The organism is Sphingomonas immobilis (assembly GCF_030580995.1).
Lineage (GTDB): Bacteria > Pseudomonadota > Alphaproteobacteria > Sphingomonadales > Sphingomonadaceae > Sphingomonas > Sphingomonas immobilis.
Map to the genome: position 1 here is coordinate 119,899 of NZ_JAUQSZ010000001.1, position 26,987 is coordinate 146,885.

24 protein-coding genes and 1 tRNA gene are annotated in these 26,987 nt (G+C 66.2%); 8 read left to right on the forward strand and 17 right to left on the reverse strand.

The window, feature by feature from the left end:
• Nucleotides 1-2: 2 nt before the first annotated feature.
• From Q5H94_RS00515 to Q5H94_RS00530, 4 genes are all read right to left on the reverse strand, one after another.
• Nucleotides 3-1,043, reverse strand: a complete 1,041-nt coding sequence (locus Q5H94_RS00515; protein WP_304559031.1) for an aromatic ring-hydroxylating dioxygenase subunit alpha — start codon at nucleotides 1,041-1,043, stop codon at nucleotides 3-5.
• 26 nt (nucleotides 1,044-1,069) lie between these two features.
• Nucleotides 1,070-2,023 (reverse strand): amidohydrolase family protein, encoded by a 954-nt coding sequence (locus Q5H94_RS00520; protein WP_341850077.1) that lies wholly within the window; start codon nucleotides 2,021-2,023, stop codon nucleotides 1,070-1,072.
• 89 nt (nucleotides 2,024-2,112) lie between these two features.
• Nucleotides 2,113-3,420: an MFS transporter gene (locus Q5H94_RS00525; RefSeq protein ID WP_304559032.1), complete on the reverse strand. Its 1,308-nt coding sequence runs from the start codon at nucleotides 3,418-3,420 to the stop codon at nucleotides 2,113-2,115.
• Between the two features lie 8 nt (nucleotides 3,421-3,428).
• On the reverse strand, nucleotides 3,429-4,673 hold the full coding sequence (locus Q5H94_RS00530; RefSeq protein ID WP_304559034.1) for an FAD-dependent monooxygenase: 1,245 nt from the start codon (nucleotides 4,671-4,673) through the stop codon (nucleotides 3,429-3,431).
• A gap of 273 nt (nucleotides 4,674-4,946) precedes the next feature.
• Between Q5H94_RS00530 and Q5H94_RS00535 the strand changes: the two genes are divergently transcribed.
• Nucleotides 4,947-7,259, forward strand: coding sequence for a TonB-dependent receptor (locus tag Q5H94_RS00535; RefSeq protein WP_304559036.1), 2,313 nt, complete (start codon nucleotides 4,947-4,949; stop codon nucleotides 7,257-7,259).
• Between the two features lie 101 nt (nucleotides 7,260-7,360).
• Nucleotides 7,361-8,473 (forward strand): S-(hydroxymethyl)glutathione dehydrogenase/class III alcohol dehydrogenase, encoded by a 1,113-nt coding sequence (locus Q5H94_RS00540; protein ID WP_304559039.1) that lies wholly within the window; start codon nucleotides 7,361-7,363, stop codon nucleotides 8,471-8,473.
• Between the two features lie 62 nt (nucleotides 8,474-8,535).
• Here Q5H94_RS00540 and Q5H94_RS00545 read toward each other — a convergent pair whose 3' ends face one another.
• From Q5H94_RS00545 to Q5H94_RS00555, 3 genes are all read right to left on the reverse strand, one after another.
• Complete coding sequence (locus Q5H94_RS00545; RefSeq protein ID WP_304559041.1) at nucleotides 8,536-8,775, reverse strand: hypothetical protein; 240 nt, start codon at nucleotides 8,773-8,775, stop codon at nucleotides 8,536-8,538.
• Between the two features lie 22 nt (nucleotides 8,776-8,797).
• A complete protein-coding gene (locus Q5H94_RS00550) occupies nucleotides 8,798-9,571 on the reverse strand; it encodes an alpha/beta fold hydrolase (RefSeq protein ID WP_304559043.1) in 774 nt (257 codons plus the stop codon).
• An 85-nt stretch (nucleotides 9,572-9,656) separates the two neighbouring features.
• Complete coding sequence (locus Q5H94_RS00555; protein WP_304559046.1) at nucleotides 9,657-10,349, reverse strand: SDR family oxidoreductase; 693 nt, start codon at nucleotides 10,347-10,349, stop codon at nucleotides 9,657-9,659.
• 128 nt (nucleotides 10,350-10,477) lie between these two features.
• Here Q5H94_RS00555 and Q5H94_RS00560 point away from each other — a divergent pair, with 128 nt between their 5' ends.
• Nucleotides 10,478-11,401 carry a LysR family transcriptional regulator gene (locus tag Q5H94_RS00560; protein ID WP_304559048.1) on the forward strand — a complete coding sequence of 308 codons (924 nt, stop codon included), beginning with the start codon at nucleotides 10,478-10,480 and terminating at the stop codon, nucleotides 11,399-11,401.
• Between the two features lie 168 nt (nucleotides 11,402-11,569).
• Here the strand turns inward: Q5H94_RS00560 and Q5H94_RS00565 are convergent.
• Both Q5H94_RS00565 and Q5H94_RS00570 read right to left on the reverse strand, forming a co-directional pair.
• Nucleotides 11,570-11,644, reverse strand: a tRNA-Gln gene (locus Q5H94_RS00565).
• A gap of 46 nt (nucleotides 11,645-11,690) precedes the next feature.
• Nucleotides 11,691-12,806: a branched-chain amino acid aminotransferase gene (locus tag Q5H94_RS00570; protein ID WP_304559050.1), complete on the reverse strand. Its 1,116-nt coding sequence runs from the start codon at nucleotides 12,804-12,806 to the stop codon at nucleotides 11,691-11,693.
• A gap of 71 nt (nucleotides 12,807-12,877) precedes the next feature.
• Here Q5H94_RS00570 and Q5H94_RS00575 point away from each other — a divergent pair, with 71 nt between their 5' ends.
• The gene (locus Q5H94_RS00575; protein ID WP_304559052.1) at nucleotides 12,878-13,366 is read left to right on the forward strand and encodes a MarR family transcriptional regulator; all 489 of its coding nucleotides are present in this window, start codon (nucleotides 12,878-12,880) and stop codon (nucleotides 13,364-13,366) included.
• A 228-nt stretch (nucleotides 13,367-13,594) separates the two neighbouring features.
• Entirely contained in the window at nucleotides 13,595-15,967 is a 2,373-nt protein-coding gene (locus Q5H94_RS00580; protein ID WP_304559054.1) for a TonB-dependent receptor, read from the forward strand.
• A 7-nt stretch (nucleotides 15,968-15,974) separates the two neighbouring features.
• Here the strand turns inward: Q5H94_RS00580 and Q5H94_RS00585 are convergent, their stop codons facing one another.
• On the reverse strand, nucleotides 15,975-16,874 hold the full coding sequence (locus Q5H94_RS00585; RefSeq protein ID WP_304559056.1) for a LysR family transcriptional regulator: 900 nt from the start codon (nucleotides 16,872-16,874) through the stop codon (nucleotides 15,975-15,977).
• A 92-nt stretch (nucleotides 16,875-16,966) separates the two neighbouring features.
• Between Q5H94_RS00585 and Q5H94_RS00590 the strand changes: the two genes are divergently transcribed.
• Nucleotides 16,967-17,836, forward strand: a complete 870-nt coding sequence (locus Q5H94_RS00590) for an aldo/keto reductase family oxidoreductase (protein WP_304559058.1) — start codon at nucleotides 16,967-16,969, stop codon at nucleotides 17,834-17,836.
• Between the two features lie 113 nt (nucleotides 17,837-17,949).
• On the opposite strand, the gene Q5H94_RS00595 is transcribed toward Q5H94_RS00590, so the two are convergent.
• The 3 genes from Q5H94_RS00595 to Q5H94_RS00605 are packed head-to-tail and all read right to left on the reverse strand — an operon-like array spanning nucleotide 17,950 to nucleotide 20,926.
• A complete protein-coding gene (locus Q5H94_RS00595; protein ID WP_304559060.1) occupies nucleotides 17,950-19,197 on the reverse strand; it encodes an adenosylmethionine--8-amino-7-oxononanoate transaminase in 1,248 nt (415 codons plus the stop codon).
• On the reverse strand, nucleotides 19,194-19,808 hold the full coding sequence (gene bioD, locus Q5H94_RS00600) for a dethiobiotin synthase (RefSeq protein WP_304559062.1): 615 nt from the start codon (nucleotides 19,806-19,808) through the stop codon (nucleotides 19,194-19,196). The genes Q5H94_RS00595 and bioD overlap by 4 nt, the downstream gene beginning before the upstream one ends.
• Nucleotides 19,805-20,926 (reverse strand): 8-amino-7-oxononanoate synthase, encoded by a 1,122-nt coding sequence (locus Q5H94_RS00605; protein WP_304559064.1) that lies wholly within the window; start codon nucleotides 20,924-20,926, stop codon nucleotides 19,805-19,807. Before Q5H94_RS00605 ends, bioD begins: the two co-directional genes overlap by 4 nt.
• A gap of 57 nt (nucleotides 20,927-20,983) precedes the next feature.
• Between Q5H94_RS00605 and Q5H94_RS00610 the strand changes: the two genes are divergently transcribed.
• Together Q5H94_RS00610 and Q5H94_RS00615 are read left to right on the forward strand one after the other, a co-directional pair.
• A complete protein-coding gene (locus Q5H94_RS00610) occupies nucleotides 20,984-22,423 on the forward strand; it encodes an amino acid permease (RefSeq protein ID WP_304559066.1) in 1,440 nt (479 codons plus the stop codon).
• A gap of 93 nt (nucleotides 22,424-22,516) precedes the next feature.
• Nucleotides 22,517-23,464: a cation diffusion facilitator family transporter gene (locus tag Q5H94_RS00615; RefSeq protein ID WP_304559068.1), complete on the forward strand. Its 948-nt coding sequence runs from the start codon at nucleotides 22,517-22,519 to the stop codon at nucleotides 23,462-23,464.
• Between the two features lies 1 nt (nucleotide 23,465).
• Here Q5H94_RS00615 and Q5H94_RS00620 read toward each other — a convergent pair whose 3' ends face one another.
• The 4 genes from Q5H94_RS00620 to Q5H94_RS00635 form a co-directional block, all read right to left on the reverse strand.
• Entirely contained in the window at nucleotides 23,466-24,215 is a 750-nt protein-coding gene (locus Q5H94_RS00620) for a hypothetical protein (protein WP_304559070.1), read from the reverse strand.
• Nucleotides 24,216-24,291: 76 nt separating this feature from the next.
• Complete coding sequence (locus tag Q5H94_RS00625; RefSeq protein WP_304559072.1) at nucleotides 24,292-24,948, reverse strand: DUF4893 domain-containing protein; 657 nt, start codon at nucleotides 24,946-24,948, stop codon at nucleotides 24,292-24,294.
• A gap of 79 nt (nucleotides 24,949-25,027) precedes the next feature.
• Nucleotides 25,028-25,813 carry a 3-hydroxybutyrate dehydrogenase gene (locus Q5H94_RS00630; RefSeq protein WP_304559074.1) on the reverse strand — a complete coding sequence of 262 codons (786 nt, stop codon included), beginning with the start codon at nucleotides 25,811-25,813 and terminating at the stop codon, nucleotides 25,028-25,030.
• Nucleotides 25,814-25,827: 14 nt separating this feature from the next.
• The gene (locus Q5H94_RS00635; protein WP_304559076.1) at nucleotides 25,828-26,985 is read right to left on the reverse strand and encodes a patatin-like phospholipase family protein; all 1,158 of its coding nucleotides are present in this window, start codon (nucleotides 26,983-26,985) and stop codon (nucleotides 25,828-25,830) included.
• Between the last annotated feature and the right edge of the window lie 2 nt (nucleotides 26,986-26,987).

Sequence of the window (26,987 nt, forward strand, 5' to 3'; positions counted from 1 at the left end):
GGCTAGGCGGCCTCAGTCGCGCCGCGCTCCTCGTCGAGCTTCCGCTTGAGAATGCGGCGGGCCATGACGGCACCGGCATCCACGGAAAGGATGAGCGGCCGCATTTCCCAGAAATCCCGATCGCCGATTTCGCGCTGAATGGCTTCGACCATCGGAAAGTCTTCCTCGGTAAAGGCCTTCTTGCCGCCCTCGTACAGCGTGCGATCCACCGTTTCGTCGTCCTTGCGAAAGGCACGGCTGAGCGCGGTGAAATAGTGCGTGCTCTTCTCCGTCTCCGGCGTCAGGAGGTGCAGGCCTTCCAGGATGTCGGCGTTTTCGCGATTGGCGCCGGCCGTCGCGAACGCGATCTGCTGCTGGATCTGGCCTGGTGCGCGCCAGATGCTCGTCATCCAGTGATCGACCTTGGCGTTCCTGTACCAGGGCATGACCTCCTGAAACAGCGGCGGTGCTTCACCGCCGGGAGCGTCCAGTTCATAGACAACGTCATCCCCGATGCGTTTGACCTTCCTTTCCGACTGGATAATCGCGCGACTGCCCAGCGAGGAGCCATGGAGGTAGGCGGTGTGCCCGAGATCGAGCAGATTGTCCGCGACCAGCTCGTAATTGGATTCCGTGTGCAAGTACCGGCGAATGGTCTTCAGCTCGGGATTGAACACATTGCCATAGTCGGGGATCAGCGAGGGGTCGGCCAGCGCCGGATCGCCCATCCAGATCCATTGCATGCCAAAGCGCTCGGCAAGCGGCCAGGGTTTGAGGTGCGCGTTCGGCGCGATCTTGCCGTCGCCGTGGGGGTTGAAGATACAGCGCCCGGCATAGTCGAATTCGAGGCCGTGATAGCCACACTGAATCGTGCCGTCCTTCACGACGCCGCGATCGAACGGGGCAAAGCGATGCGGGCAGCGATTGGGCAGCGCCGTCACCGTGTCATCAGCGTCCCGCAACAGCATGACGGCGTGGCCGAGAATGCGCCGGTAGAGCGGCTCGCCGGCCAGAATTTCGTCGTTCCAGGCCGCCGCGTACCAACGGTGCAACAGGAAAGTCATCGGCATCTCCGGGGCCAAGTGGCCCATTACAGCTTCAGGATCCGGGCGGCATTTTCATACGCGACCGCTCTTTTGACGCTTTCCCCGATCGGGGCCGTCTCCAGGAATTCGGCCGAACGTTCCGAAGACTCGAACGGGTAATCCACCGAGAACATCACGCGGTCGGCGCCCATCGAGTCGATCGAACACACCAGCGGCGGATGCGCGTTGACCCCCGATGTCGTCACCATGATGTTGCGGCGAATGTATTCGGACGGCGTCAGCGGCAATCGCTGCGTGCCGGGTCGAACCGCGTACCGGCTGTCAAGCCGGGACAGCAGGAAGGGCAGTGCTTCGCCCATATGGCCGAGAATGACGGTAAGGCCCGGAAATTCCTCGAACACGCCGCCGTAGACCAGTCGCAGGGCGTGGCCGCCCGTCTCGTTCATCCAGCCCCAGCTCGCCCCTTTCATCCAGGGATAGCCTTCGAAGACCGCGGGCGTGCCGAGCATGTCGCCCGGGTGAATATATATCGGATAGCCGAGGTGCTGCACCCGCGCCCAGAAGGGGCGGTATTCCGCCGCATCCAGATAGCGTCCTTGCGTATGCCCGTTGACGAGGGCGCCGCGGAATCCGAGATCGCCGATCGTTCTGTCGAGTTCGCGGATCGCGGCACCCGGCGATTGCATCGGCAGGTGTGCGAAACCCAGGAAGCGATCCGGCGCAAAGGCGATGTGCGCCGCCAGATCGTCGTTTGCGCGCCGGGCGAGTTCGATCGCGGCGTCCGCGCCGATGGCGGACTGGGCACCCGGCGCGGTGAGCGACAGGACCATGCGTTCGATCCCCGCGCGATCCATTTCGGCCAGCCGGTGCTCGCCGATCTCGCCCATCCGTGCGTGAATGTGCGCAAAGAAACCCGGATCGAGCCGGCTTTCCATCGCCTCGATGTCGTTCGGCAACCAGGGCAATGAGAAATGCTCTTCGAGCGCGATCTTACGCATGAATTCGACTCTCTGATATCACCCCGGCAACTGGATCGGCTCTCGCCGCCGATCAATGACGAGGCGTCGTTTCCGCCAAGTCGGAAAAATCACCGCTTCGAGTGCAGAGCCTGTCTGCCGACGAGAAAACCGGCGACGGTGGTGATCAGGAGCATGGCGGCGTCGATCACGAAGAACGCCTGCCCGCCCAGATGCAGGGCCCAGCCGCCGATGAAGGCTGCGCTGACGGCCCCCACTCTTCCGATAGCCATGCCGAAGCCCACGCCTGTCCCGCGCATCTCGGAAGGGTAGATCTGGGAGACGACCACATAGAGAAGACTCTGCGTGGAGCCGACCGCAACCGACGTGATCGCGAGCAGCGCGAAGAGCATCGGCGTAGAAGCGCCGACGCTGAACATGATCGACAGGACGAGGAGCCCCGCCGCACCGGTCAGCCCGATGAACAGGATCGGCTTTCTCGTGCCGAACCATTGCACGATCAGCACGGTGGCGGCCGCGCCGATGATGGCGCCGATGCCGTTCGCGGCCAGCGCGGCAGACGATTGCTTGAAGGAGCCATGGGCGCTGGCGAACAGCGACGGTATCCAGGAAACCGCAAGGTAGGTCGTGCAGAGCGTACCGAACAACGCGATCCAGATGAGAATCGTATCGCGCCGGTAAGCCGCGTTGAAAAGTTCGCTCAGTTTCGCCCGGCCCGCCTTTTTCGCGCCCACGTCAACCGCCCAGGCGCCGGCCCCCGTCCGGGCCATCACACGTTCGAGCTCCTCCCGGCGATTGGCCTGTCCGCTCAAAAAGGCCGGTGTTTCCGGAAAGACGAGCGCCAGCACCACCACCAGCAGCGCGGGGCCGACGCCGCCGATAACGAACATCGTCCGCCAGCCGAACGTGTCGAGCAATGCGGCGCAACTGGTGCTTGCGCACACCCCGCCGAGCGGCATGCACAATATGCCGAACGACACCATCGCACTGCGCCGGTGTGGCGGTGTGAATTCGGCGAGGCAGGTGGTGGCGGCCGCCAGCGCACCGCCGATGCCCGCCCCCACGACGAAGCGCGCCACGCCGAAAGTGATCAGATTGGATGCCTGGCTTACCGAGATGCTCCCGATGGCGACGATCGACAAGGTGGCGATCAGGCTCAACCGCCGGCCGATCCGGTCTAGCGCGATCCCGGCGAGGGCGGCACCACACGCGACCCCGACCGTCCCGAGCGCCAGCACGCCGGCGAACGCGCTCTTGTCGATGTGCCAATCGCGCGCGATCGCGGGTAGACAGAGCGCGATCAGCTGGCTGTCGTACCCGTCGACCAGAATCGCGAGAGCCGCCAGCCCCCCGAAGAGCATCTGCATCTTGGTCCAGCGATCGGCGGGTGCGATGGCTTGCGCCTGGTTTTTCCTCATCCTCAATCCTAGTTTCGGGCGTCAGCCCGTCCGGCCGTTCGCTCTCCCGCCCGCGCGCCGGGGATGGAGGGAATGGTCTCGTTCACCGCATCGTAGCGGAACAACCAGTCGTAGCGCATCTGAACTTTGTCAGGCCGCCATTCACGGTCGATGATGGCCGCTGCGGTCTCCGCTTCCGCATAGGCGGCGTTGTGGAAAATCTTGGCCTGATCGCTGGAGCCCTGCACGATGCGGCCCGTCCGCTCGAGCCGCATCTCCTCGAAGGCTCGAAACGCGGTGACGGGGTCCGCGTGGCGATCGAGACAACGCACCGCGACGAGCGCGTCCTCGATTGCCATGTTCGCACCCTGGGCCAGGAAGGGGAGTGTGGGATGGCAGGCGTCACCGAGAACCAGAATCCTGCCGTCGGCGCAGCGCTGCAGCGGCTCGCGCGCCAGCAACGCCCATTTGAAATGCTCGTCGATGCCCTCGATCAGCGCCCGCACGTCGGGATGCCAGCCGGCGAAGTCGGCCAGGCATTCGCTGCGATCACCCCGGTCGGTCCAGGATTCCACCAGCCAGTCGTCGCGTTCGACCACGCCGACGAAATTGACCAGAGTGCCACCGCGCAGCGGATAGCTGATGACATGCTTGCCTGGGCCGACCCAGTTGGTTCCCACATTCTCGGTCAGGCTTGCCGGCAGCTTGCTCGCCTCGGCAACACCGCGCCATGCCAGGATCCCTGTGAACCGCGGTGCGTCGGCGACGAACCTGGCGGCGCGAAAGATCGAATGAATGCCGTCGGCGCCGACCGCCGCATCGCCCTCTACGATTTCTCCTCCCGCGACATGCACCCGCACACCGGAAGGGGACTGATCGACGCCGCAGACCTCGGTGCTCGTGCGGATCTCGACTCCCGACTCGACCGCAGCCTCAAGCAGCACGCGATGGAGATCGCCGCGATGGATCATCCAGTAAGGCGCACCGTACAGCTCGCGCGATTGCGCTCCGAGGTCGAACAGCTTCCAGGTCTGTCCGGTGCTCCAGAGACGGATGACCTTGCCGTCGGTCTCAGACGCGACGCGCCGGATCCGCTCTTCGAGACCCAGGTGCAGCAGCACGCGCGTGCCGTTCGGGGCGAGCTGAAGACCCGCGCCAAGCTCCAGCAACTGCGGCGCACGCTCCAGGACGATCACCTCGTGACCGGACCGGCGCGCGGCGATCGCCGTTGTCAGGCCGGCGATCCCCGCGCCCGCAATCAACAGCCGTGCCATCCTGATCCTCCCCGAGTGGCGCTTCGATTTCCCGCATGACATGCGTGTCGAGCGTAACCATCTGTATCAAACGATATTAAGCTGAGCGATCGCGGCCGCGCAATCTGTAACCGCCTTTTTGACGGGGGCATGGGCGACGGAGCGGCGGTTCCGCATGGGCGGAATTTCGACGGCGTGCTGGAAATTGATATCAATCGATCTCAATCAGGGTGGAAATAAACGAGGCCTTTGAGCCCAGGGGAGAGAGAGATGGTCAACCGGAGGGAGAAATCATTGAGGGCGCTCGCGCTTGCGAGCCTCGCTGCAGGAACCGCGTGGCCCGCGTCGCTGCACGCGCAATCGGCCGCGCCCGCTGCGGCACCAGCCGCCCCGTCGAAGGCGGATGCCGGCATTGCCGACATCGTCGTCACCGCGGAACGTCGCGAATCGACCATCCAGCGTACCCCGATCGCCATCACCGCCATCAACGGCGGCGCGCTCACCAAGGCCGGCATTACCAACGCGCGCGACTTGACCGGCGTCATTCCGGGTCTTGAGCTTCGTCAGAACACCGCTGGCGTCGCAATCTTCATTCGTGGCGTCGGCACCGAGAATCGCACGATCGGTTCGGACCCTTCGAACGTCTTCACCCTCGACGGCATCGCGCTCAACAGCCGCGCGTCCCCGGACGCGCTGTTCTTCGACGTCGACCGGGTCGAGGTGCTCAAGGGCCCGCAGGGCACGCTTTATGGGCGCAACGCTGTTGGCGGCGCCGTCAATCTGCTGACGCGTGACCCGAGCCTTGGTGCGATCGGCGGATACGGAATTCTCGGTTACGGCAATTACAATGCGGTGAAGGCAGAAGGTGCGTTGAACCTGCCGCTGTCATCGACCGTGGCCATTCGCATCGCCGCCAACCGCGTGACTCACGACGGCTATCTGGATCACGGCACCTTCACGCAGCAACCCGAGCCGTCCAGCCACGCGAATGACGAGGATACGACGGCGGGTCGCGTGAAGCTTCTGTGGCAGCCGAGTTCCGCCGTTCGGCTGATATTGAACGCCGATTATGCGCAGAACCGGGGCCGCGGGCCGGGCTATCTCATTAACGGACCTACCAACAGTGCGGCTGCCGGTGCGGTCAATATTGCCGGGTTCGTCAACAACGATCCCTGGCTCGATCCGTGCAGCGATCAGGTCCGCACCGCCGTGGCCGGCCTGAGCAGGTCGCCCGTCGCGATCGGCGCGGCCTGCTCGGGCTTCGTTCGTCAGAAGACCTGGGCCGTCGGGGGCAACCTGCAGGTCGATTTCGGGCCTGTAAAATGGACAACGCTCGCCAACATCCGCGAGAGCGATGACAATTATCGCTACTTCTTCCGGTGGGACAGCGTCCGCACGATCGGCCACGTCACGGAAAAGACCGTCGAAACGCGGCTGGCGTCCAATGGCAGCAGCCCGCTCACCTGGGTCGCCGGTTTCTATTATTTCAACGAATCGGGCTCGCAGATTGACTGGGCCGAACTCAACACGGCGCTCTACAGCGCGACCAACAAGCCCAACAACACCGCCACGTCCTACGGCGTTTTCGGGCAAGCGACCTATTCGCTGCTCGACAATCTGCGCGTGACCGGCGGCGTGCGCTATTCGCACGACGAAAAGGCCTTTACGGGCCTGGCGACGCAGAACCAGCCGGTCGAGGGTCTGTATCCCGACGCGACGGCGTTGAAGGTGGCCAACCAGGCAACCTTCAGCAAGGTCAACTATCGTGCCGCGGTCGAGCTCGATGCCAGCCCTCGCAATCTGATTTATGCGTCCGTGAGCAGCGGTTATCATGCCGGCGGTCTCGCTCCGGGCGATCCGACGGGCCCCTATATCTCCCATTATGATCCCGAGACGCTGACCGCATTCGCGATCGGCTCGAAAAACCGCTTCTTCGGCAACCGGCTGCAAATCAACGCCGAGCTTTTCTACTGGAAGTATCAGAACCTCTTGTTCACGACGCGTGGCTTCGTGAATTGCGCCAGTTGCGGGGCCGTACCGACGAATCCGCCGACGCCGGCCGGCTCGACCATCGCGTTGGTCACCTACAATGCTGGCCGGGCCTATATCTACGGTGCCGACATCGACGTGCTGGCGCGTATCACGCCGACCACCACGTTCAGCGGAAACCTCTATCTCAACAAGAGCGAGTATCAGGACTTCGCCATCTCGCCATTGAATGCCGCGTTGAACGCCAAGGGCAATCGTCTCGCCAACATCCCGGCGACGCAGGCCAGCGCCGCTCTCGAACAGCGTATTCCGCTTGGGAATGGGGCGAACATAACGGGTGCCGTGCGCTGGCGGTATCTGGGGCCGACGTGGACGGGGCCGTCGCATAACGTTCCGGGCAGCAGGCTCGGCGCGCGCAACACCGCCGACCTCGATCTTACCTACAGTCCCCGGGGCGACCGTTGGTCGGTTACGGCATATATCCGCAACGTTGCCAATGCCGCGAACATGCTGAGCGGTTCTGGAAACGGCGGCGATCGTGAGCCGACGACCGGCGCGCTTTGGGGCTCCATCGCTCCACCGCGCACCTTCGGGGGCCAGGTGCAGTATAAATTCTAGAGGAGATACGGGTTGCCGATTTCGATCAGCTCATGCGAACGCGCCGGTTCGTATCGGCTGCTCTCGCGTCCCAATCTATCGTTGTTTCAGAGGGAGTTAGAATGAAAACCCGCGCCGCCGTCGCGTTCGAGGCGAAGCAGCCGCTCGAAATCGTCGAGCTCGACCTCGACGGGCCCAAGGCGGGCGAGGTGCTGGTCGAGATCATGGCGACGGGCATCTGCCACACCGACGCCTACACGCTCGACGGCCTCGACAGCGAGGGGCTGTTCCCCAGCGTGCTGGGTCACGAAGGTGCGGGCATCGTGCGCGAGGTCGGCGCGGGCGTCACCTCGGTGAAACCCGGCGATCACGTCATCCCGCTCTACACCCCCGAATGTCGCCAGTGTAAGTCGTGTCTCAGCGGCAAGACCAACCTCTGCACCGCGATCCGCGCCACGCAGGGCAAGGGGCTGATGCCCGACGGGACCACGCGCTTCTCGTACAAGGGCCAGCCGATCTTCCACTACATGGGCTGTTCGACCTTCTCGAACTTCACCGTCCTGCCCGAGATCGCGGTCGCGAAAATCCGCGAGGACGCGCCGTTCAAGACTTCATGCTACGTCGGCTGCGGCGTGACGACGGGCGTCGGCGCGGTGGTCAACACCGCCAGGGTGCAGGTCGGCGACAATATCGTCGTGTTCGGCCTCGGCGGCATCGGCCTCAACGTGCTGCAGGGCGCGCGGATGGCGGGCGCGAACAAGATCATCGGCGTCGACATCAATCCCGACCGCGAGGCATGGGGCCGCCGCTTCGGCATGACCGACTTCATCGACGCGCGCGGCCAGTCGCGCGAGGATACCGTCGCCGCCGTGCTGGCGCTGACCGATGGCGGCGCGGACTATACGTTCGACTGCACCGGCAATACCGAGGTGATGCGCACCGCGCTCGAGGCGTGCCATCGCGGCTGGGGCACCTCGATCATCATCGGCGTGGCGGAAGCCGGCAAGGAGATCGCCACGCGGCCGTTCCAACTCGTTACCGGCCGCAACTGGCGCGGCACGGCGTTCGGCGGCGCGAAGGGCCGCACCGACGTGCCGAAGATCGTCGACTGGTATATGAACGGCAAGATCGAGATCGATCCGATGATCACCCACGTCCTCGCGCTCGAAGACATCAACAAGGGCTTCGACCTGATGCACGCGGGTGAGAGTATCCGCAGCGTCGTCGTCTATTAGTTCCTCAAATCGAGACGGATCTAGTCAAACGGCTGGCAAAATCGGCAGGTGACATTCAGCCCCTAAGAAGCATGTATGGATCCCAGGTCGTGCAATGCGGGCGTCGTCAGCGACAGGGCCTGCACGTCGAGGCCGGTCTCGTCCATCAGCGCCAGCCGTTCGCCCGCCAGATCGAGGAGGCGCCGCTCGACATCGGCCGAGTGCGCGGCGACCATCGGATCGGCCGCTTCGAGCGCGATCGCGGTCCAGGCGTTGCGCACCTCCTCGGTCAGATAGTGTTCCTCGATGCCGATCAGTCGCATCGCTCGTTCCTTCGCTTGGGGACTAGCTTCGCCCGGTGGCCTGGATGATGAGCCGGGCAATTTCCTGCGGATGCGACAGCAGCGACACGTGGCTGGAGGCCAGTTCGATCGTCGTCGCGTTCATGCGTTTCGCCATGAAGCGCTGGAGCTCGGGGTCGATGACGCGATCTCGCGTCGAGACCGCGTAGAAGCTCTGCTTCGATCGCCAAGCCGCGTTGCCGGTCTTTTCGGACGTCAGCGTCCTCCTGAACGGCCACTGTGCGGCATAGAGCGCGCGCGCTTTCGCAGGCGGAAGATCGGGCGCGAAGTCGTGCAGAAATGCCGCTTCGCTCAGCCGGCCTTCATCGCCATCGAACACGATCCCGGCGGATGCCGGCGGCTTGGGGTAGCGGGCCGCCAGCGCGGTGTAGTCCTCACCGGCATCAGGCGCGCGGGCGGCGACATAGACCAGGGCCGACACGTTCGGATGAATACCGGCCTCGCTCACGATCATGCCCGAAAAGGAATGGCCGACCAGCACGGTCGGCCCGGTCTGCCGATCGAGCACGCTGGTGCAGGCAGCAGCGGCCTCGGGCAGGCTGGTCAGCGGATTCTGCACCGAGGTGACGGTCAGGCCGCGCGCCTGCAGATGGGGAATGACGTCGAGCCACGACGAGCCGTCCGCAAACAGGCCGTGGACCAGCACGACGTTGTCGGCACGCGGTACGGCGGGCGTGACCGCCCGCGCTTGCGGCACGGACAGGGCCACACCGCTCGCCAGCAGCGCGGAGGAGAATGTACGGCGATCCAGTTCCATAATGATCTCCAAAGTCTTGGACCAAGCGTCAATGACGAGGACGCGGAAGCGGTCCTCGGGTTGCATCATAGCAGGGGGACGGGGGTCACCACGGCACCGTCTGGCCCTTGCGATCGAGATATTCGAGACCGGGCCGCCCACGTTTGGCGAGCAACGTATCGACTACCGCGGGAATGCTGTCCTCGATGCCCAAGGGCGCGTCCGGCCCACCCAGTTCAGTCCGTACCCAGCCCGGCGCGATCAGCGCCAGCGCGCGCTGTCCGTTTGCATGGCGTGCCGCGTAGCTGCGCATATACTGGTTGAGCGCCGATTTGCTGCCACGGTAGACTTCATGGCCGCCATTGTCGTTCTGGCTGATACTGCCCTGTCCCGACGACATGATGCCGATCAGGCCGTCCGCCGGCACCAGATCCTGCAGCGTCTCGATCACCCGCATCGGCCCGAGCGCATTGGTCGTCATGACATGGACGAACTCCTCGGTCGAAACCTCGCCGATCGTCTGGTTCTGATTTTTGTCGGCGGTGCCGGCGTTCGAGAACAGGATGTCAAAACTGCGACCCGTCAGACGGTCGCGGAGCGCGGCGATCTGCGCCGGCTCGGTGATATCGACGGTCTCGATCTCGAGCTGCGGATTGCGGTCCGCCAGATCGTGCAGTTCGGTACGCCTTGTTCCCTGCACGGTGCCGACGACGCGCCATCCGCGTTTCAGGAATTCGGCCGCCATCGCATAGCCGAGGCCGCGCGACGCACCGATGAGCAAAATGGTGTTCTGTGACATGACGTGAACCCTTCCATGATGGACAGGGACGCCATATGGGCTGCTCTCGACATGGCGCCAGACGCATCGCATGCACTATGACGTTGCACGAAGCGCCATGTCTGGCTGGCGGGTCGGAGAGCTCGAGCGTGACGAACGATGTCGATCTGAACCTGTTGGTCGCGCTCGATGCGTTGCTCGACGAAGGCAGCGTGACCCGTGCCGCGCGCCGCCTCGGGCTGAGCGCCTCGGCGATGAGCCGCACGCTGGCGCGCCTGCGCGCGGCGACGGGCGATCCGCTGCTGGTCCGCGCCGGACGGGAACTGGCCGCGACGCCCCGAGCACTCGAATTGCGCGACCGGGTCCACCATCTCGCCCGCGACGCGCGCGCCGTCTTGCGCCCCGTCGTCAGGGCACTCGATCTGACGACACTCGATCGGACCTTCGTCGTGCGGGCCAACGAGGGGTTTGTCGATCTGTTCGCCGCGCACCTGACCGCCGCGATGATCCGCGAAGCGCCCCGCATCTGCCTCCATTTCGTTCCAAAGCCGAATGCCGATCCGCTGCCGCTGCGCGAAGGCCATATCGACCTCGATATCGGGCTGCTGGGTCATTCTGGCCCCGAAGTGCGTACCACCACGCTGTTCCATGACCGGTTTGTCGGCGCGGTTCGCGAAGGCCATCCCCTGTTGTCTGGTACGGTGACGGCGGAACGCTACGCCGCCTTCGATCATGTCGTGTCATCCCGCACGAACAGCTTTCGCGGGCCGGTCGACGATGCTCTGGGGAAGCGCCAGCTGCGGCGCACCATCCGCGTCGTCGTGCCGGGCTTTCCGGACGCGATGCGCGTCGCGCAGCAATCGGACTTGGTCGCGCTGATCACGAAAGCCTGCCTCGGAAACGCGCCGACGGGCATGCCGGCGGCGGCGGCCGGGCTGGTCGGTTTCGACCTGCCCGTCGAGACCCCTGACATCACCGTCTGCGCGATGTGGCATCCGCGCGTCGATGCGGATCCTGCCCATCGTTGGCTGAGAGAGACGTTCGCCTCGGTGTGCAGACGCGCTTATCTGTAGAACAATCGACGGTTTGCCGAGCCGCTGCCCAAAACGGTACTTCGTCGTCCCGAGCTTGCCGACGCAAATACCGCAGACGCCCACGCTTCGGACGATCTGAAGTGGATGCGTACTCTCGACGGGTTCCAGCACATGTCGCCGCGGTCGATCGTGCAAAATTGATTTTGCTGGCTGGGGCGGCAGGATTCGAACCTGCGAATGGCGGCACCAAAAGCCGCTGCCTTACCACTTGGCGACGCCCCAACAGCGAAGGCGGGCGTTTAGACGCCGCTTCGCGACCTGAAAAGACTTAATCCAGCCGTTCGAGCCAGCCCTGCGGATCGGGCAGTTTGCCGAACTGGATGCCGGTCAGCGCGTCGCGGATGCGTACCGTCGTCTGGCCGGGGCCGCCGCTGCCGATCGTGAAGGCGCCGTCCTTCATCTTCATCTCGGCGATCGGTGCCACGACCGCGGCGGTGCCGCAGGCGAACGCCTCGACCAGCCGGCCGGAGGCGGCGTCGGCACGGCACTGGTCGATCGCATAGGGCTCCTCGCGCACGGTCAGGCCCTGCGCGCGCGCCATCGTCAGGATCGAATCGCGCGTGATGCCGGGCAGGATCGTGCCGGTCAGCGGCGGCGTGACGAGGCTGCCGTCGTCCATCACGAAGAAGATGTTCATGCCGCCCAACTCTTCGATCCACTTGCGTTCGACCGCGTCGAGGAACAGCACCTGGTCGCAGCCCTGCCGCGTCGCCTCGGCCTGCGCGACGAGGCTGGAGGCGTAGTTGCCGCCGCACTTGGCCGCACCGGTGCCGCCCGGCGCCGCGCGCGTGTAATCCTGCGAGACCCAGAGCGTCACCGCGCCCGCGCCGGCCTTGAAATAAGCCCCGACCGAGGAGGCGATGACGGCGTAGATATATTCCGACGACGGCTTCACGCCGAGGAACACCTCGCTCGCGATCATGAACGGCCGCAGATAGAGCGAGCCGCCCTCGATCTCCGGGATCCAGTCCTTCTCGACACGCACCAGCTCGCGGATGGAATCGAGGAAGATCGCTTCCGGCAGCGGCACCATCGCCATGCGCCTGGCGGACTCGGCGAAGCGCTTCGCATTGGCCTCGGGCCGGAACAGCGCGGTGCCGCCGTCGGCGAGGCGGTACGCCTTCAGCCCCTCGAAAATCTCCTGCGCGTAATGCAGCACCGCCGACGCGCCATCCATCTGGAAGGCGGCGCGGGGGCAGATCTTCGCGTCGTGCCAGCCCTGCTGCTCGTTATAGCGCACGATTGCCATGTGATCGGTGAACACCCGCCCGAAGCCGGGATTGGCGAGCAGGCGCGCGCGCTCGACGGTATCGATCGGTGCCGCCGATTGCTCGAACGCGAAGGTCAGCGGCAAATCGGCTTCACGGGCAAGCGTATCGGGCATCGCGACCTTCGTACATTTTGATACAATTTGGGGGTTGAACCCTGATAGGGTTGGGTTCAATTCCGGTCAACATGCCGGGCCAAGCCACAGCCGCCTCCCCACTTTTTCTCCGCGAAGCCGAACTGCGCCGCGGGCTGGAATTGTTGTATTTCGGGAACAGCAACCTCACGCGCAGCATCGATCAGGGGCTGCACGATCAGGGGCTGGGCCGGGCGCACCACCGCGCGCTCTATTTCATCGCGCGCCAGCCCGATCTGACGGTCAGCCAGTTGCTCGCCCTGTTGGCGATCACCAAGCAATCGCTGGGACGCGTGCTCAACGAGCTGATCGAACGCGGCCTTGTCGAGATGCGGCCGGGGGAGCGCGATCGCCGCCAGCGGCTGTTGCGGTTGAGCGCGGCGGGGCAGGGGCTGGAGGGCGAGCTGTTCGATGCCCTGCGCGAACGCCTGTCGGCCGCCTATGCGAGCGCCGGGCAGGCGGCGGTCGGCGGCTTCTGGGCGGTGCTGGAGGGGCTGATTCCCGAGGAAGAGCGCAAGCTGATGGCGCGGCTGGGAGACTGAACGGCCGCGTAAAGGGCCGCTCCGGGCGCGCTGTGGCGTCGCCGCCACAAGCTCTAGGTACATTGCCAGAGTGTAACGAAATCGTTGCCGATCTGTAACTGTTGCGACGCATAACCCGCTTACGGCCCCGGTTCGGGGCAGGGCGATCGGTTCAGATCGGCGCGGGAGACAGCCCCGCAAGCGGCCATGCCGCGCGCAGGTTCGGGCAATCCAAGGGGCAGATTCCACATGAAAATTTCGTTCTCGGCGCGGGTCGCGTCGCGGCTCGGCGGCGCGTTGCTGCTTTCGACCAGCCTGATCGCGAGCGTCGCGCACGCGGCGCCTGCGCCCGCCGACGCCGCCGCACCGGCGGATGCGGACGTCACCGACCAGAGCCAGGACATCGTCGTCGTCGGCAGCGGCGAGACGCGATCGGTGCAGACGCTGCTGCCGCAGAACCTCGACGTGCTGCCGCCGGGCACCAGCGTGCAGAAGGCGCTCAATTTCCTGCCCGGCGTCATGGCGCAGTCGATCGACGCGCTCGGCGTCAACGAACAGTCGCTGTCGCTGCAGGTGCGCGGCTTCAACACCACGCACCTCGGCTACACGCTCGACGGGATGCCGCTCGGCGACGGCGCGTACAACAATTACAACGGCCTCACGATCAGCCGCGCGCTGATCTCCGAAAACCTCGGCCGCGCCGATCTCGCGACGGGCATCGCCGGGCTCGCCATCGCCTCGACCAGCAACCTCGGCGGCGCGGTGATCTACACCAGCAGCGACCCGAGCAAGGAAGTCGGCCTGCGCGTCAGCCAGACGGTCGGCAGCGAGAACAGCCTGCGCACCTATGCCCGGCTCGACACCGGCGACATGGGCGGCCTCTCCGCCTATATCTCCGGCCAGTATACGAAGCAGGATCTGTTCGTGAACCAGGGTACGGGCAAGACCTCCACCGGCGAGCAGATCAACGCCAAGATCAAGTACGAGAACGAAGGCTTCACGCTGACGGCCTATGCCGACATCTCGCGCACCAACCAGGCGGACGACGCCTATATCTCGAAGGAGATCCTCGGGCGTCGCGGCTACGATCTCGGCGGCTACGCGCCGGACTGGACCTCGTACCTGCAGCGCAACGCCTGCACCGTGACGACCACGCCGGTCGCGTGCGTGCCATCGACGCTGCCGGAGAAGATCGGCGACGTCACCTACACCAACGGCCAGATCCTGCGCAGCGACGATCTCTTCTACATCGCCGCCGACTTCAAGATCACCGAGGCGCTCAGCGCCCGCGCACAGGTCTATCGCCACACCGACGGGGGTGCCGGCAACAACTTCATCACCGGCCTGTCGAACCAGGGCACGGCCTCGACCGCAGACGATCTGCCGGTGCAGATCCGCGACACGCGCTACACGATCGATCGCACCGGCGCGCTCGGCAATGTGAGCTGGCACGTCGGCTTCAACCATTTCGAGGCCGGCTTCTGGGTCGAGGAAAACACCAGCAGCGCGGCCCGCTACATCCGCACCGACGTGACCGGCCCGATCGATCTCGGCCAGTTCCTGCAGGGCCAGCCCGCCACCGCGCAGTGGGTGCAGGAAACCCAGTGGACCACGCGCCAGTTCTTCGTTCAGGACACGATGAAGTTCCTCAACGACACGCTGAGCGTCGATTTCGGCTTCAAGGGCACCTATTCGCGCTCCGACGCGCGCGCCATTCCGGGCGTCGCCAAGGCGGCACCCCCGGCCTCGACCCAGTTCGCGACCGGATCGCTGGTGGCGGAGGATTATTTCCTGCCCGAGGCCGGCATCCGCTGGGAAGTCGCGCAGGGCCATGAGCTGTTTGCCAGCTACGCCGAGAATATCGCCATGTATCAGGGCGGCTTCAAGCTCGGGCCGCAGTCGGTCTCGCAGGCGGTGTGGGACGTGCAGGGCAAGACGCTGAAGCCCGAAACCTCGCGCAGCTTCGAAGGCGGCTATCGCTTCGTCAGCCGCGGCCTGCAGGTCTCGCTGACCGGCTATTGGGTCGATTTCAACAACCGCCTGCTGCAATACAACCCGTGCCCGACCGCGCAGCAGCAGAATCCGGGCTGCGGCAACTCGTTCCACAACGCCGGCAGCGTCACCAGCAAGGGCGTCGAACTCGGCGTGCTGTGGAAGCCGCTGCCGTTCGTGACGTGGTACAATTCGGTCTCGTACAATGAGTCGACGTACAACGAGGATCTCAACTTCTGCACCGCGACGTGCATCCTCTATCCGACCGCGGGCAAGCAGCAGGTCGATACGCCCAAGTGGCTGGCGTCGAGCGTGCTGACCGCGAAATACGCGGGCTTCACCGGCTCGCTGTCGGGCAAGTACACGGGTGAACGCTTCTACACCTACACCAACGATCAGGGCTTTCCGGGCTATTTCACGATGGATCTCGGGCTGAGCTACGATGTCGGCAACATCGGCCCGCTCAAGTCGGCGAAGCTGTCGCTCAACGTCACCAACCTGACGAACCTGCGGTATGCGTCGAACTTCGACAACAGCGTGTTCGCGCCGACCGATCCGACCGGCACGATCATCGTCTTCCACTCCTCGGCCCCGCGGCAATTCTTCGGGACGCTGAGCGTGGCGTTCTGATCCCGCGCTATCCCGCCGCCTTCACGTAATCGAGGAAAGCGCGAAGCGGCGGTGGCACGAGACGGCGGCCGGAATAATAGACGAACGGGCCGGAAAAACTCTGCCACCAGTCGGGCAGGATGGGCACGAGCGCGCCGCTTTCCAGATGCGGGCGCACCCAGTCCTCGAAGATGTGGATGATCCCGCCGCCCGCGATCGCCACGTGGATGGCAAGGTCGATCGCGGTCACGCGCGTGATGAGCGGCCCCTGCGGCTCGACCCGCACGATCTCGCCGTCGCGCTCGAACTCCCACGGGCTGGTCAGCGCGCCGCTGTCGAAGCGGCCGAGCAGGCAGGCGTGGCCGAGCAGGTCGCGCGGATGCTGCGGGCGGCCGCGCCGGTCGAGATAGGCGGGCGCGGCGGCGGTCGCCATGCGCTGTATGCGCGGACCGATCGGCATCGCGATCATGTCCTGCTCCAGCCGCTCCTCGTAGCGGATGCCCGCGTCGCAGCCCGAGGCGAGCACGTCGACGAAACCGTCCTCGGCGATGATCTCCAGCTTGATGTCGGGATAGGCGGCGAGGAAGCCGGGCAGGATCGCGGGCAGCACCAGCCGCGCCGCGCTGACCGGTACGTTGAGGCGCAGCTTGCCCGCCGGGGAATCGCGAAACGCGCCGACCGCGTCGAGCGCCGTCTCCACCTCGCCGAGCGCCGGGGTGAGCCGCTCGATCAACCGCGCCCCGGCCTCGGTCGGCGTGACGCTGCGCGTGGTGCGATGGAGCAGGCGCACGCCGAGCTGCGCCTCCAGCCGCCGCACCGCCTCGCTCAGCGCCGACGGGCTCGCGCCGCCGGTGCGCGCCGCCTCGCGAAAGCCGCGCGCGCGGGCGACCGCGAGGAACGCGTTGAGATCGCCGAGATCGGTTTTCATTGTTCGGATATCCGCACAGCCTATCCCGATTATGCGGAATTATCGGCACCCGCCGCAATGCCTATCTGTAGGTCATCCGAAGGAGACGCGACATGCAGACGATCGAAAAGGCAGGCACTTTCCACTTCGCGGGCCGCAGCGTGAACCGGCTCGGCTACGGCGCGATGCAGCTTGCCGGGCCCGGCGTGTTCGGCCCGCCGAAGGATCGCGATGCTGCCGTCGCGGTGCTGCGCGCGGCGGTGGCGGCGGGCGTCAACCATATCGACACCAGCGATTTCTACGGCCCCCACGTCACCAACCAGATCATCCGCGAGGCGCTGTCGCCATTCCCGGACGACCTGCTGATCGTCAGCAAGATCGGCGCGACGCGCGGCGACGACGCCTCGTGGAACCCGGCCTTCGGCGCGGACGATCTCAAGCGCGCGGTCGAGGACAATCTCCGCAACCTCGGCATCGACGCGCTCGACGTCGTCAATTTTCGCGCGATGTTCGGCATTCATGGCCCGGCGGAGGGGTCGATCGCCGAACCGCTCACGGCCATCGCCGATCTCCAGCGGCAGGGGCTGGTGAGCCACATCGGCCTCAGCAACGTAACCGCCACGCAGGTTAAGGAAGGGCAGGGCATCGCCGAGATCGTCTGCGTGCAGAATATGTACAATATCGCCCACCGCGAGGATGACGCGCTGGTCGATGCGCTCGCCGAACAGGGCATCGCCTATGTGCCGTTCTTCCCGCTCGGCGGCTTCAGCCCGCTCCAGTCGGATGCCCTGACCGAGGTCGCGAGGACGCTGGGGGCGACGCCGATGCAGGTCGCGCTGGCGTGGCTGCTGCGACGCGCGCCCAACATCCTGCTCATTCCCGGCACGTCCTCGGTCGCGCATCTGGAGGAGAATCTGGCGGCGGCGTCGCTCGAACTGCCCGACGATGCGGTGGCGACCCTCGACGCGATCGGCGGCGCATAATCGCTGTCCTACACCGGGGGTATCTGGCAGGGCTGCGAACGCTCCCGGATATCGCCGATGCGGGTCCGCTATCGCGAGAATCGGTCGGTCGGGACGGGCTCGGCAGTGTGACCTTAGTGTGACTTTCCGATGTCGCACGCCGCCGCAATCGCCGCCCAAACGGCGTCGAGATCGGCGTCGTCGATGCAATAGGGCGGCATGACGTAGATCGTGTTGCCGAGCGGGCGCAGCAGCACGTTCGCTGCGCGGAAACTCGCCGAAAGGCGCGGGCCGAGCGCGGAGAGATACCCTTCGTCCTCGACCGCGATATCGAGCGCGGCGATCGTACCGAGCTGGCGCTTGCCCACGACGCGCGGGTGATCCAGAGCCGCCAGCCGTGCCGCCTGCCGCGCCGACAGATCGGCGATCCGCGCGGCCACCGGCTCCTCGCGCCAGATCTCGAGATTGGCGGCAGCGGCCGCGCAGGCGATCGGATTGGCGGTGTAGCTCGACGAGTGGAAGAACATCCTCGCCCGGTCGTCGGACAGATGCGCCGCGTAGATCGGCTCGCTCGCCAGCGTCACCGCGAGCGGCACGGAGCCCCCGGTCAGCCCCTTCGACAGGCAGAGGATATCGGGCACGACGCCCGCCTGCTCGCAGGCCAGCAGCGTGCCGGTGCGGCCCCAGCCGGTCATCACCTCATCGGCGATGAACAGCACGTCGTATCGCGCGCAGATCGCCCGCATCTCGGCCAGCACGCTCGCCGGATAGATCAGCATCCCGCCCGCGCCGAGCACCAGCGGCTCGACGATGAACGCGGCCGGATGCTCGCGGCACGCCGCCTCCAGCGCGTCGAGCGTGACCTGCGCGTCGGAGGGGTAGGGGATCGTGCCGACGTCGAACAGCAGCGGGGAATAGGCGCGGTTGTACACGCCGCGCGCGCCGACCGACATCGCGCCGATCGTGTCGCCGTGATAGCTGTGCTCCATCACCAGAATGCGGCTGCGATCCTCAGCCCGATTGTCCCAGAAGCCGAGCGCCATCTTCAGCGCGACCTCGACCGCGGTCGAGCCGGAATCCGAGAAGAACACGCGCGTCAGCGCCGGCGGCAGGATCTCGAGCAGCCCGCGCGCCACGTCTTCCGCCGCTTCGTGCGAATATCCGGCGAAGATGATCTGGTCGAGCTTGGCGGTCTGCGCGGCGATCGCGGCCATGATGCGCGGGTGGCGGTGGCCGTGCGTCGTTACCCACCAGGACGAGATCGCATCGATGATCCGCCGCCCGTCGTCGGTGAACAGCGCCGCACCCTCGTTGTGGATGATGCGCGGAATCGGCTCGCCGAGACCGTGCTGCGTAAAGGGATGCCAGATGGGGGAGGTCATCGGAAATCGTCCAAATTGAAATTGCGGGCGAACGCTTCGCCAAGACTCCGCGCATCGAGGGGCTCCAGCCTCGGCAACCGCCCCAGCCGCTTCACCCGCCCGATCGCGCAGATCGTCGCCTCGCTGTCCTCGACCGCGTCGCCGATGAACGCTACGCCGAGGATCGGCACGCCGCGCGCGCGCAACGCCTCGATCGACAACAGGCTGTGGTTGATCGTGCCAAGCGCGGTTCGCGCCACCAGCACGACCGGCGCGCCCCAGCGCGCGAACAGATCGGCGTAGAGCAATTCGCGCGTGACGGGCACGAGCACGCCGCCCGCACCCTCGACCACCAGCGGACCGTCGACGTCGGGCAGTGCGAGCCGGGCCGGATCGATGACGACGCCGTCGATCTCGGCGGCACGGTGCGGGGAACAGGGCGTGGTCAGCCGGTAAGCCTCGGGCAGCACCCGTTCCACGCCGAGCACCGCGACGCGCTGCGCATCGGAGCCGTCGTCGAGGCCCGCCTGCACCGGCTTCCAGTATGTCGCGCCGAGCGCCCCCGCGAGCCCGGCGGCGAACACCGTCTTGCCGATGTCGGTATCTGTGCCGGTGACGACGATCGCGCTCACAGCGCTTTCCCGATCACCGCGGCGAGCCCGTCGATCTCCGCCTCGCCGATGTTGAGCGTGATCGAGATGCGCAGCCGCGACGTGCCCGCCGGCACCGTCGGTGGGCGAATACCGCGCACGTCGAAGCCCGCCGCCTGCACCGCGCCCGCGACGCGCATCGTCGTGGCATCGTCGCCGAGAATCAGCGGCAGGATCTGCGACCCCGACGCGACCGCGCCGTGCGGTGACAGCACCGTCCCGGCATAGGCGGCGAGCGCGTGCAGCCGTTCGCGCCGCTCGGGTTCGTCGGCGAGGATGCGCAGGGCGGCACGCACCGCGCTCGCCATCAGCGGCGACGGCGCGGTCGAGAAGATGAAGCCGCGCCCGCGATTGACGATGAAGTCGCGGACGACGGTGGGCGCGCAGACCAGCGCGCCCTCGCACCCCATCGCCTTGCCGCAGGTTCGCAGCGTGATGACGTTCTCCGCGCCGTCGAGCTCGCTGGCCAGCCCGCGCCCCTGGGGCCCGAACACTCCGGTCGCATGCGCCTCGTCGATCAACAGGAAAGCCTCGTGCCGCGCAGCGACCTGCGCCAGTTCGGAGATCGGCGCGCGGTCGCCATCCATGCTGTAGAGGCTCTCGAAGGCGATCCACACGCGGCCGGTGCCGCCGCGCGCGCGCCAGTCCGTGATCGCATCGTCGAACGCCTGCGGGTCGCTGTGCCGCGCCGAGGCCCGTTCGGCGCGCCCGATCCGCATGCCCTCGTGCGCGGATGCGTGGACGAGTTCGTCGTGGACGATGAGGTCGCCGCGCTGCGGCAAGGTGCTCAGCAAGGCCGAATTGGCGGCGAACCCGCTCGAGAACCACAGGCTGCTCTCGCACCCGAAGAACGCCGCCGCCTCCGCCTCCAGCACGTCATGCTCGGGATCGTTGCCGCGCAGCAGGCGGGAGCCGCCCGATCCGAGCGGAACGCCCCGCGCCAGCGCCTCGGCCACGGCGTCGCGCAGACGCGGCGAAGTCGCGAGGCCGAGATAGTCGTTCGAAGAGAAATCCAGTCCGCGCCGCGGCGTCAGCGCGCGCAGGCGGTCGCGCGAGGCGAGATCGGCAAGGTCGGCGGCGTGCGTATCCAGTATCGGCATCGCAGGGTTCGTTAGGGCGCGCTTGCCGGGCGCGCAATCGCCGTTAAGCTCGCGCGCATGTCGAGCCTCCTCCGCAAGAAGATCATCGTCACCGGCGAGGATCAGCCGCCCGAACACCGGCTGGCGCGCACGCTGTCGTGGCCGCACCTCGTCGCGCTCGGCGTCGGCGCCATCGTCGGGACGGGCATCCTCACGCTGATCGGCGTGGGGGCCGATCGGGCAGGGCCGTCGGTACTGCTGAGCTTCGCCGTGGCGGGGGCGATCTGCGCGTGCGCCGCGCTCTGCTATGCGGAGATGGCGACGATGATCCCGGCATCGGGCAGCGCCTATACCTACAGCTATGCGGTGCTGGGCGAGGTGATCGCGTGGGTGGTCGGTTGGAGCCTGATCCTCGAATATTCGCTGGTGGTCGCGACCGTCGCCGTTGGGTGGTCGGGCTATGCGACCGGCTTCCTGCACGGGCTCGGCATCGATTTGCCCGGCTGGATGACGCACGGCCCGACGCTTGCCGGCACGGCGTGCGACGGCACCGCGCAGGCGGCGAGCTTCGGCGTCAACCTGCCGGCCGTGCTCATCATCGCGGTGGTGGCGACGCTCCTGTCGCTCGGCACGCGGGAAAGCGCGCGGATCAACACCATGCTCGTTCTGCTCAAGATCGCGACGCTGGCGCTGTTCGTCGCCGTCGCGCTCCCGCATTTCGATGCGGCGAACCTGAAACCGTTCGCGCCGTTCGGCTACGGCAGCGTCGCCGGCGCGTGCGGCGTGAAGCACGGCATGATGGGCGCGGCGGCGATCATCTTCTTCGCCTTCTACGGCTTCGATGCCATCTCCACGGCGGCCGAGGAAACCAAGCGGCCGGAACGCGATCTGGCGATCGGCATCATCGGATCGATGGCGGCATGCACCGTCATCTATATGGTGGTCGCGGCAACGGCGATCGGCGCAACGTCCTTTACGGTCTTCGGCAAGAGCGCGGAGCCGCTGGCGCTGATCCTTCGCCAGCTCGGCCAGGGCGGGATCGCGACGATCGTCGCGGCGGCGGCGGCCATCGCCTTGCCGACCGTGATCCTCGGCTTTCTCTATGGGCAAAGTCGCATTTTCCTGGTGATGGCGCGCGACGGCTTCCTGCCGCCGGCGCTGGCGCAGGTTTCGGCGCGTGGCACGCCGGCGCGGATCACGGCCGTCACGGCGGTGTTCGTGTCGGTGATCGCGGCGCTGACCCCGCTCGACGTCATCGCGAGCCTCGCCAATGCCGGCACGTTGTGCGCCTTCATCGCCGTCGCGGCCTGCGTCTTCGTGTCCCGCAGGCGCGATCCGAATGCGAAGCGGCCGTTCCGCACGCCGCTCGTCTGGGCGGTCGTGCCGGTAGCGATCCTCGGCTGCCTGTATCTCTTCGGCAGCCTGCAGACCGTGACGCAGGTCTCCTTCCTGGCGTGGAACGCCGTGGGGCTGGCCGTCTACTTCGCCTACGCCCGCTCGCGCGCGAAGGTCGCCTAGGCTTCGACATCAGCATGCCTCACAGAGGCGCGTGACGGTGGACAACAACCGCGCATCGGCTATCGCGGAGGGCGCAACCGGGAACACTGCCTCATGTCATCTGCCAAACAGGGCGAATCTAATCTCGTCATTCTGGCTGCGCTTGCCGCAAATCTCGGCATCGCGGTCGCCAAGTTCATCGCGGCGGGGATCACCGGCTCGTCGTCGATGCTGACCGAGGGGTTCCACTCGGTGATCGATAGCCTAAACCAGGTGCTGCTGCTCTACGGCCAGCATCAGGGGAAGAAGCCGCCCGATCACGATCATCCCTTCGGCTACGGGCGTGAGCTGTATTTCTGGTCGTTCGTCGTCGCGATCCTGATCTTCGCGGTCGGCGCGGGCGTGTCGGTCTACGAGGGGTGGGAGCATATCATCCACCCCGAGGAACTGCGCAATCCATTGGTCAATTACATCGTCCTGGGCGTCGCGTTTGCGATGGAGGGCGGATCGTGGTTCCTGGCGATGCGCGAGTTCGCGGCGGACAATCGCGGCACGAGTTGGTGGCAGGCGTTCCGGCAATCGAAGGATCCGGCCGGGTTCGTCGTACTGTTCGAGGATTCGGCGGCGCTGGCGGGCCTCGTCATCGCCGGCATCGGCGTCTGGGCGAGCCATGCCTATGGCGATGCGCGGATCGATGGTGTCGCCTCGATCGCGATCGGCATCATCCTCGCCGCGGTGGCGATGGTGCTGGCGCGCGAATCCAAGGGTCTGCTGATCGGCGAGGGTGCGGACCCCGCCATCGTCGCGGAGGTGCGCGCGATCGTCGACAAGCATCCCGACATCACCGGCGTCAATCACGTCCGCACCATCCACACTGCGCCGCAGAGCGTGTTCGTAGCGATCAGCGCCGATTTCCGCGACGCGCTGACAATGGGCGAGGCCGAGACGGTGATCGAAGGGATCGAGACCGACCTCAAGACACGGCTGCCGATGCTGTCCTCGATCTACATCCGCCCCGAAAAGCGCGAGGACGCCGCGACGATCCCGCCGCGCGCGCCGTAGTTCAGCGCGCCGGCTGGGCAGGGTCTTCCGGCGCTTCGGGCTTCGCGCCCGACATCGCGACTTCCGGGCTCGGGGTCGCCACCGCGATCGGGGCGGCGGGCGTCGTCGGCAAGGTCGGCACGACGGGCGGCGGCTTGGGATGATAATAGTCGCGCCAGGCGTCGTAATCGCGGTAGAAATCGAGGAACGGCTTGTCGAGCCGGGCGAGCGCGGCGCGCGCGAACACCGGCAGATCCGCATCGGCGACCACGGCGACATTGCTCACTTCGGCGCGCGCGGCGGTGCAGAAGGCCTCGCGCATCGTCGTCTGGCTGTAGAAATTGTAGATGCGCGTCTGGTTGTTGTCGTACGCGGCCTGCCAGTCGCCCCAGCCCGTAATCTCCCATTCCGCGAGATAGCGTTTGTAATAGGCCTCAAGCGCGGGGCCATGCGCGGCGAGCCAGGCGTTGTACGGCGCGGCGATGCCACCGCCGACCTTGTCGCAGCCGAGCGCCGCGACGTTGAGCGCATTGCGCAGATGCCACACGGCCGCCTGATCGGTCATGTTGAGGTTCGGATTGGGGTAGGTGCCGTCGGGCCGCTTCTTGGGAATCTCCATTCCGACATAACCCCCATAGGGGATCACTGGCGGGGGCGGCGCGATCGTCGCCACGACGGGCGGCGGCAGAACCGCCGGGGGCGTTGTCGCGCAACCGGCCAGTCCCGCAGCAAGCAGCATCGAGGCCAAGATCGAAAGCCCGCGCGTCGTCATTCCGTTTCCCTAGTCCCTTTTCCCGTGCCGCAATATTCCGCCTAACCTGACTGCTGGCTGACCGACCGCTTCCGCATCAGCGCGCCGGTGTGATCTCGACGATGTCGAGCAAGGATTCGAAGCGCGGACTGGGCAGCACGAGCCGCCAGCGCCGCTCACCGATCCGCTCGACATAGCCTGCCATGTCGCGACGCGGATCCTTGCCGTATTGCAGCGATTTTGTTTCGTCGCCCAGCACCAATGTGCCGAGGAATACCGCGCGGGCGACCGTATCGGGGAAGATGAGCCCGACCGGGCGCTGCGCGCCGCCGACATTGTAGAGGCTGGAGACCTCGCCCTCGTTCTCGATATGGCATTCGGTCGCCGGATAGCTGGTGAAATCCGCCATTGCGGTGCCGTTCGCGCCGATCTTGTAGGTGCGGCAGCGATAGGCGCCGGGCGGGGGCGTCGGTTCATCGAGCGCACGGTCGGGATCGGCGAGCAGGCCGAGCGCGTCGATCGCCGGCCCGCGCCCGCCGGCGCGGGCTTTCGCAACCGCCGCCGTCCAGCTGTTGCGCCAGCCGCGGATACGGTCGCGGTCGTCGTCGGTCGCAACCTGCCGCCAGTCCGCGACGCGCGGCAGGTTGGTGCCCGCCGCCGGCCCCGCGCTGATCTCCGGCGCGGGCGCCTTGTGCCCGCAACCGGCAAGCGCGAGGCCGATCCCGGCGGCAGCAACGAACGATACGGTTTTCAAGCTGACGAACCCCTTTTGCGGTCTAACTAACCACGGGGGATTCGGGTTGCCAAGGCGATGCGATTTCGACGCGGCGCGCTCAGGCGGCGGTCCAGCCCCCGTCCATCGAATAGTTTGCGCCGGTGATCGACGCCGCCTCGTCGCGGCACAGGAATAGCGCCAGTGCCGCGACCTGTTCCACCGTCACGAACTGCTTGGTCGGCTGCGCGTCGAGCAGGACGTCGTTCATCACCTGCTCCCGCGTCATGTTCCGCGCCTTCATCGTGTCGGGAATCTGCTTCTCGACCAGCGGGGTCCAGACATAGCCCGGCGAGATGCAGTTGACCGTGATGCCGAAGGTCGCCGTTTCCAGCGCAGCCGTCTTGGACAGGCCCGCGATGCCGTGCTTGGCGGCGACATAGGCCGCCTTGTTGGGACTGGCGACCAGCGAGTGCGCCGACGCGGTCGAGATGATCCGGCCCCATTTCTTCTCCTTCATCAGCGGCACGGCATGGTGCATCATGTGGAAGGCGGAGGTGAGGTTGATCGCGATGATCGCGTCCCATTTCTCGGCCGGGAACTCGTCGATCGGCGAGACGAACTGGATGCCGGCATTGTTGACGATGATGTCCGGGCCGCCGAGCTCGTCGTGGCAACGCTTGATCATCGCCGCGATCTCGTCGGGCTTGGTCATGTCGGCGGCATCGTAGAGCGCCTTCGCGCCGCTCGTCGCCTCCAGGCCGCTACGCTCCGTCTCGATGTCGGCGGCATCGCCGAAGCCGTTGATGACGACCGAGGCCCCCTCGCTCGCGAAGGCCTTGGCATAAGCGAGGCCGATGCCCGAGGTGGAGCCGGTGATGATGGCGCTCTTGCCCTTCAGGAACATGGGATGTCTCCGTTCTAAGCTTTGGAAGGATGGACGGTGAGGTCGAAGGCGGCGGTCTTGCCGGTCTCGATATTGGCGGCGACGAGTTGCGCGTTGGCCATCGTTTCCCGCACCGCCTGCAGGCCGGCGTGCCAATGTTCGTTCATGGTGCGCGCGGAAAATTCGAAGTCGCGGCTGCCGCCTTCCCATGCGTTGGCGCGGTAGATGAGCTGCACGAGGTTGACCGCCTCCTCCTGCACGCGGGCGGTGAACGCGACGACGTCGGGATCGCCGAGCGCTTCGGGCGGCAGCTTGGCGAGCACCTTGCGCGCCAGTTCCTTGTCCTTGCGCACGCGCAGCAACTGATCGGAGATCTGGCGGGTGCGGCTGGAGAAGCGGATCTCCTTCTCGCGCGCCATGACGTCCATGATCGTCTTGGGCCGGTCGGCGGCCGAGGAGAAGAGATCGACCTGGAACACCAGCATTTCCGCGAACTGGTTGTCGAGGACATGGCTGAGCGGGGTGTTCGAGACGAGGCCGCCGTCCCACCACAATTTCCCGCCGATCTCGACCGGCGGCAGCCCCGGCGGCAGCGCACCGGAGGCCATGATGTGACGCACATCGATCCGTTCCGCCGTGGTATCGAAGAAGCGGAAATTCCCGCTCTCGATATCGACCGCGCCGACCGAGAGGCGGACCTTGCCGGAATTGAGCAGATCCCAGTCGATGAACGAATCGAGCGTCTCGGCGAACTGGCTGGTGTCGTAGAAGCTGAGCGCCTCGGCACTGCCCGGTATCGCGAACAGCGGCGAGAGCAGGCGCGGGCGGAAGAACCCCGGCACGCCCGCCGCCATAACCACGCCGGCCGACCATTCGTGCAGGAATTCGCGGATGCGATCGTCGGGATAGATCGGGAAGCTGGGCAGGCCGCTCGTCAGCAAGGCCCAGAAGGCGCGCAGTTGCGCGACGCGCTTCTCCGGCGGGTTGCCGGCGACGATGGCGGCATTGGCCGCCCCGATCGAGATGCCCGCGACCCAATCGACCTCGATCGCGGCGGCCTCCAGCCCTTCGATAACCCCGGCCTGAAAACTGCCGAGCGCGCCGCCGCCCTGCAGGACCAGCGCGACGGTATCGGGAAGGGGGAGCGCCTTGGCGTGGCGCTTGGGGGGATTGCGGGGAGCGGAATCGGCCATGC

Coding starts and splice junctions, on each gene's coding strand:
- Q5H94_RS00515 (WP_304559031.1), bottom strand. CDS start 1,043: ATGACTTTCCTGTTGCACCGTTGGTACGCGGCGGCCTGGAACGACGAA.
- Q5H94_RS00520 (WP_341850077.1), bottom strand. CDS start 2,023: ATGCGTAAGATCGCGCTCGAAGAGCATTTCTCATTGCCCTGGTTGCCG.
- Q5H94_RS00525 (WP_304559032.1), bottom strand. CDS start 3,420: ATGAGGAAAAACCAGGCGCAAGCCATCGCACCCGCCGATCGCTGGACC.
- Q5H94_RS00530 (WP_304559034.1), bottom strand. CDS start 4,673: ATGGCACGGCTGTTGATTGCGGGCGCGGGGATCGCCGGCCTGACAACG.
- Q5H94_RS00540 (WP_304559039.1), top strand. CDS start 7,361: ATGAAAACCCGCGCCGCCGTCGCGTTCGAGGCGAAGCAGCCGCTCGAA.
- Q5H94_RS00545 (WP_304559041.1), bottom strand. CDS start 8,775: ATGCGACTGATCGGCATCGAGGAACACTATCTGACCGAGGAGGTGCGC.
- Q5H94_RS00550 (WP_304559043.1), bottom strand. CDS start 9,571: ATGGAACTGGATCGCCGTACATTCTCCTCCGCGCTGCTGGCGAGCGGT.
- Q5H94_RS00555 (WP_304559046.1), bottom strand. CDS start 10,349: ATGTCACAGAACACCATTTTGCTCATCGGTGCGTCGCGCGGCCTCGGC.
- Q5H94_RS00570 (WP_304559050.1), bottom strand. CDS start 12,806: ATGCCCGATACGCTTGCCCGTGAAGCCGATTTGCCGCTGACCTTCGCG.
- Q5H94_RS00575 (WP_304559052.1), top strand. CDS start 12,878: ATGCCGGGCCAAGCCACAGCCGCCTCCCCACTTTTTCTCCGCGAAGCC.
- Q5H94_RS00580 (WP_304559054.1), top strand. CDS start 13,595: ATGAAAATTTCGTTCTCGGCGCGGGTCGCGTCGCGGCTCGGCGGCGCG.
- Q5H94_RS00585 (WP_304559056.1), bottom strand. CDS start 16,874: ATGAAAACCGATCTCGGCGATCTCAACGCGTTCCTCGCGGTCGCCCGC.
- Q5H94_RS00590 (WP_304559058.1), top strand. CDS start 16,967: ATGCAGACGATCGAAAAGGCAGGCACTTTCCACTTCGCGGGCCGCAGC.
- Q5H94_RS00595 (WP_304559060.1), bottom strand. CDS start 19,197: ATGACCTCCCCCATCTGGCATCCCTTTACGCAGCACGGTCTCGGCGAG.
- Q5H94_RS00605 (WP_304559064.1), bottom strand. CDS start 20,926: ATGCCGATACTGGATACGCACGCCGCCGACCTTGCCGATCTCGCCTCG.
- Q5H94_RS00610 (WP_304559066.1), top strand. CDS start 20,984: ATGTCGAGCCTCCTCCGCAAGAAGATCATCGTCACCGGCGAGGATCAG.
- Q5H94_RS00615 (WP_304559068.1), top strand. CDS start 22,517: ATGTCATCTGCCAAACAGGGCGAATCTAATCTCGTCATTCTGGCTGCG.
- Q5H94_RS00620 (WP_304559070.1), bottom strand. CDS start 24,215: ATGACGACGCGCGGGCTTTCGATCTTGGCCTCGATGCTGCTTGCTGCG.
- Q5H94_RS00630 (WP_304559074.1), bottom strand. CDS start 25,813: ATGTTCCTGAAGGGCAAGAGCGCCATCATCACCGGCTCCACCTCGGGC.
- Q5H94_RS00635 (WP_304559076.1), bottom strand. CDS start 26,985: ATGGCCGATTCCGCTCCCCGCAATCCCCCCAAGCGCCACGCCAAGGCG.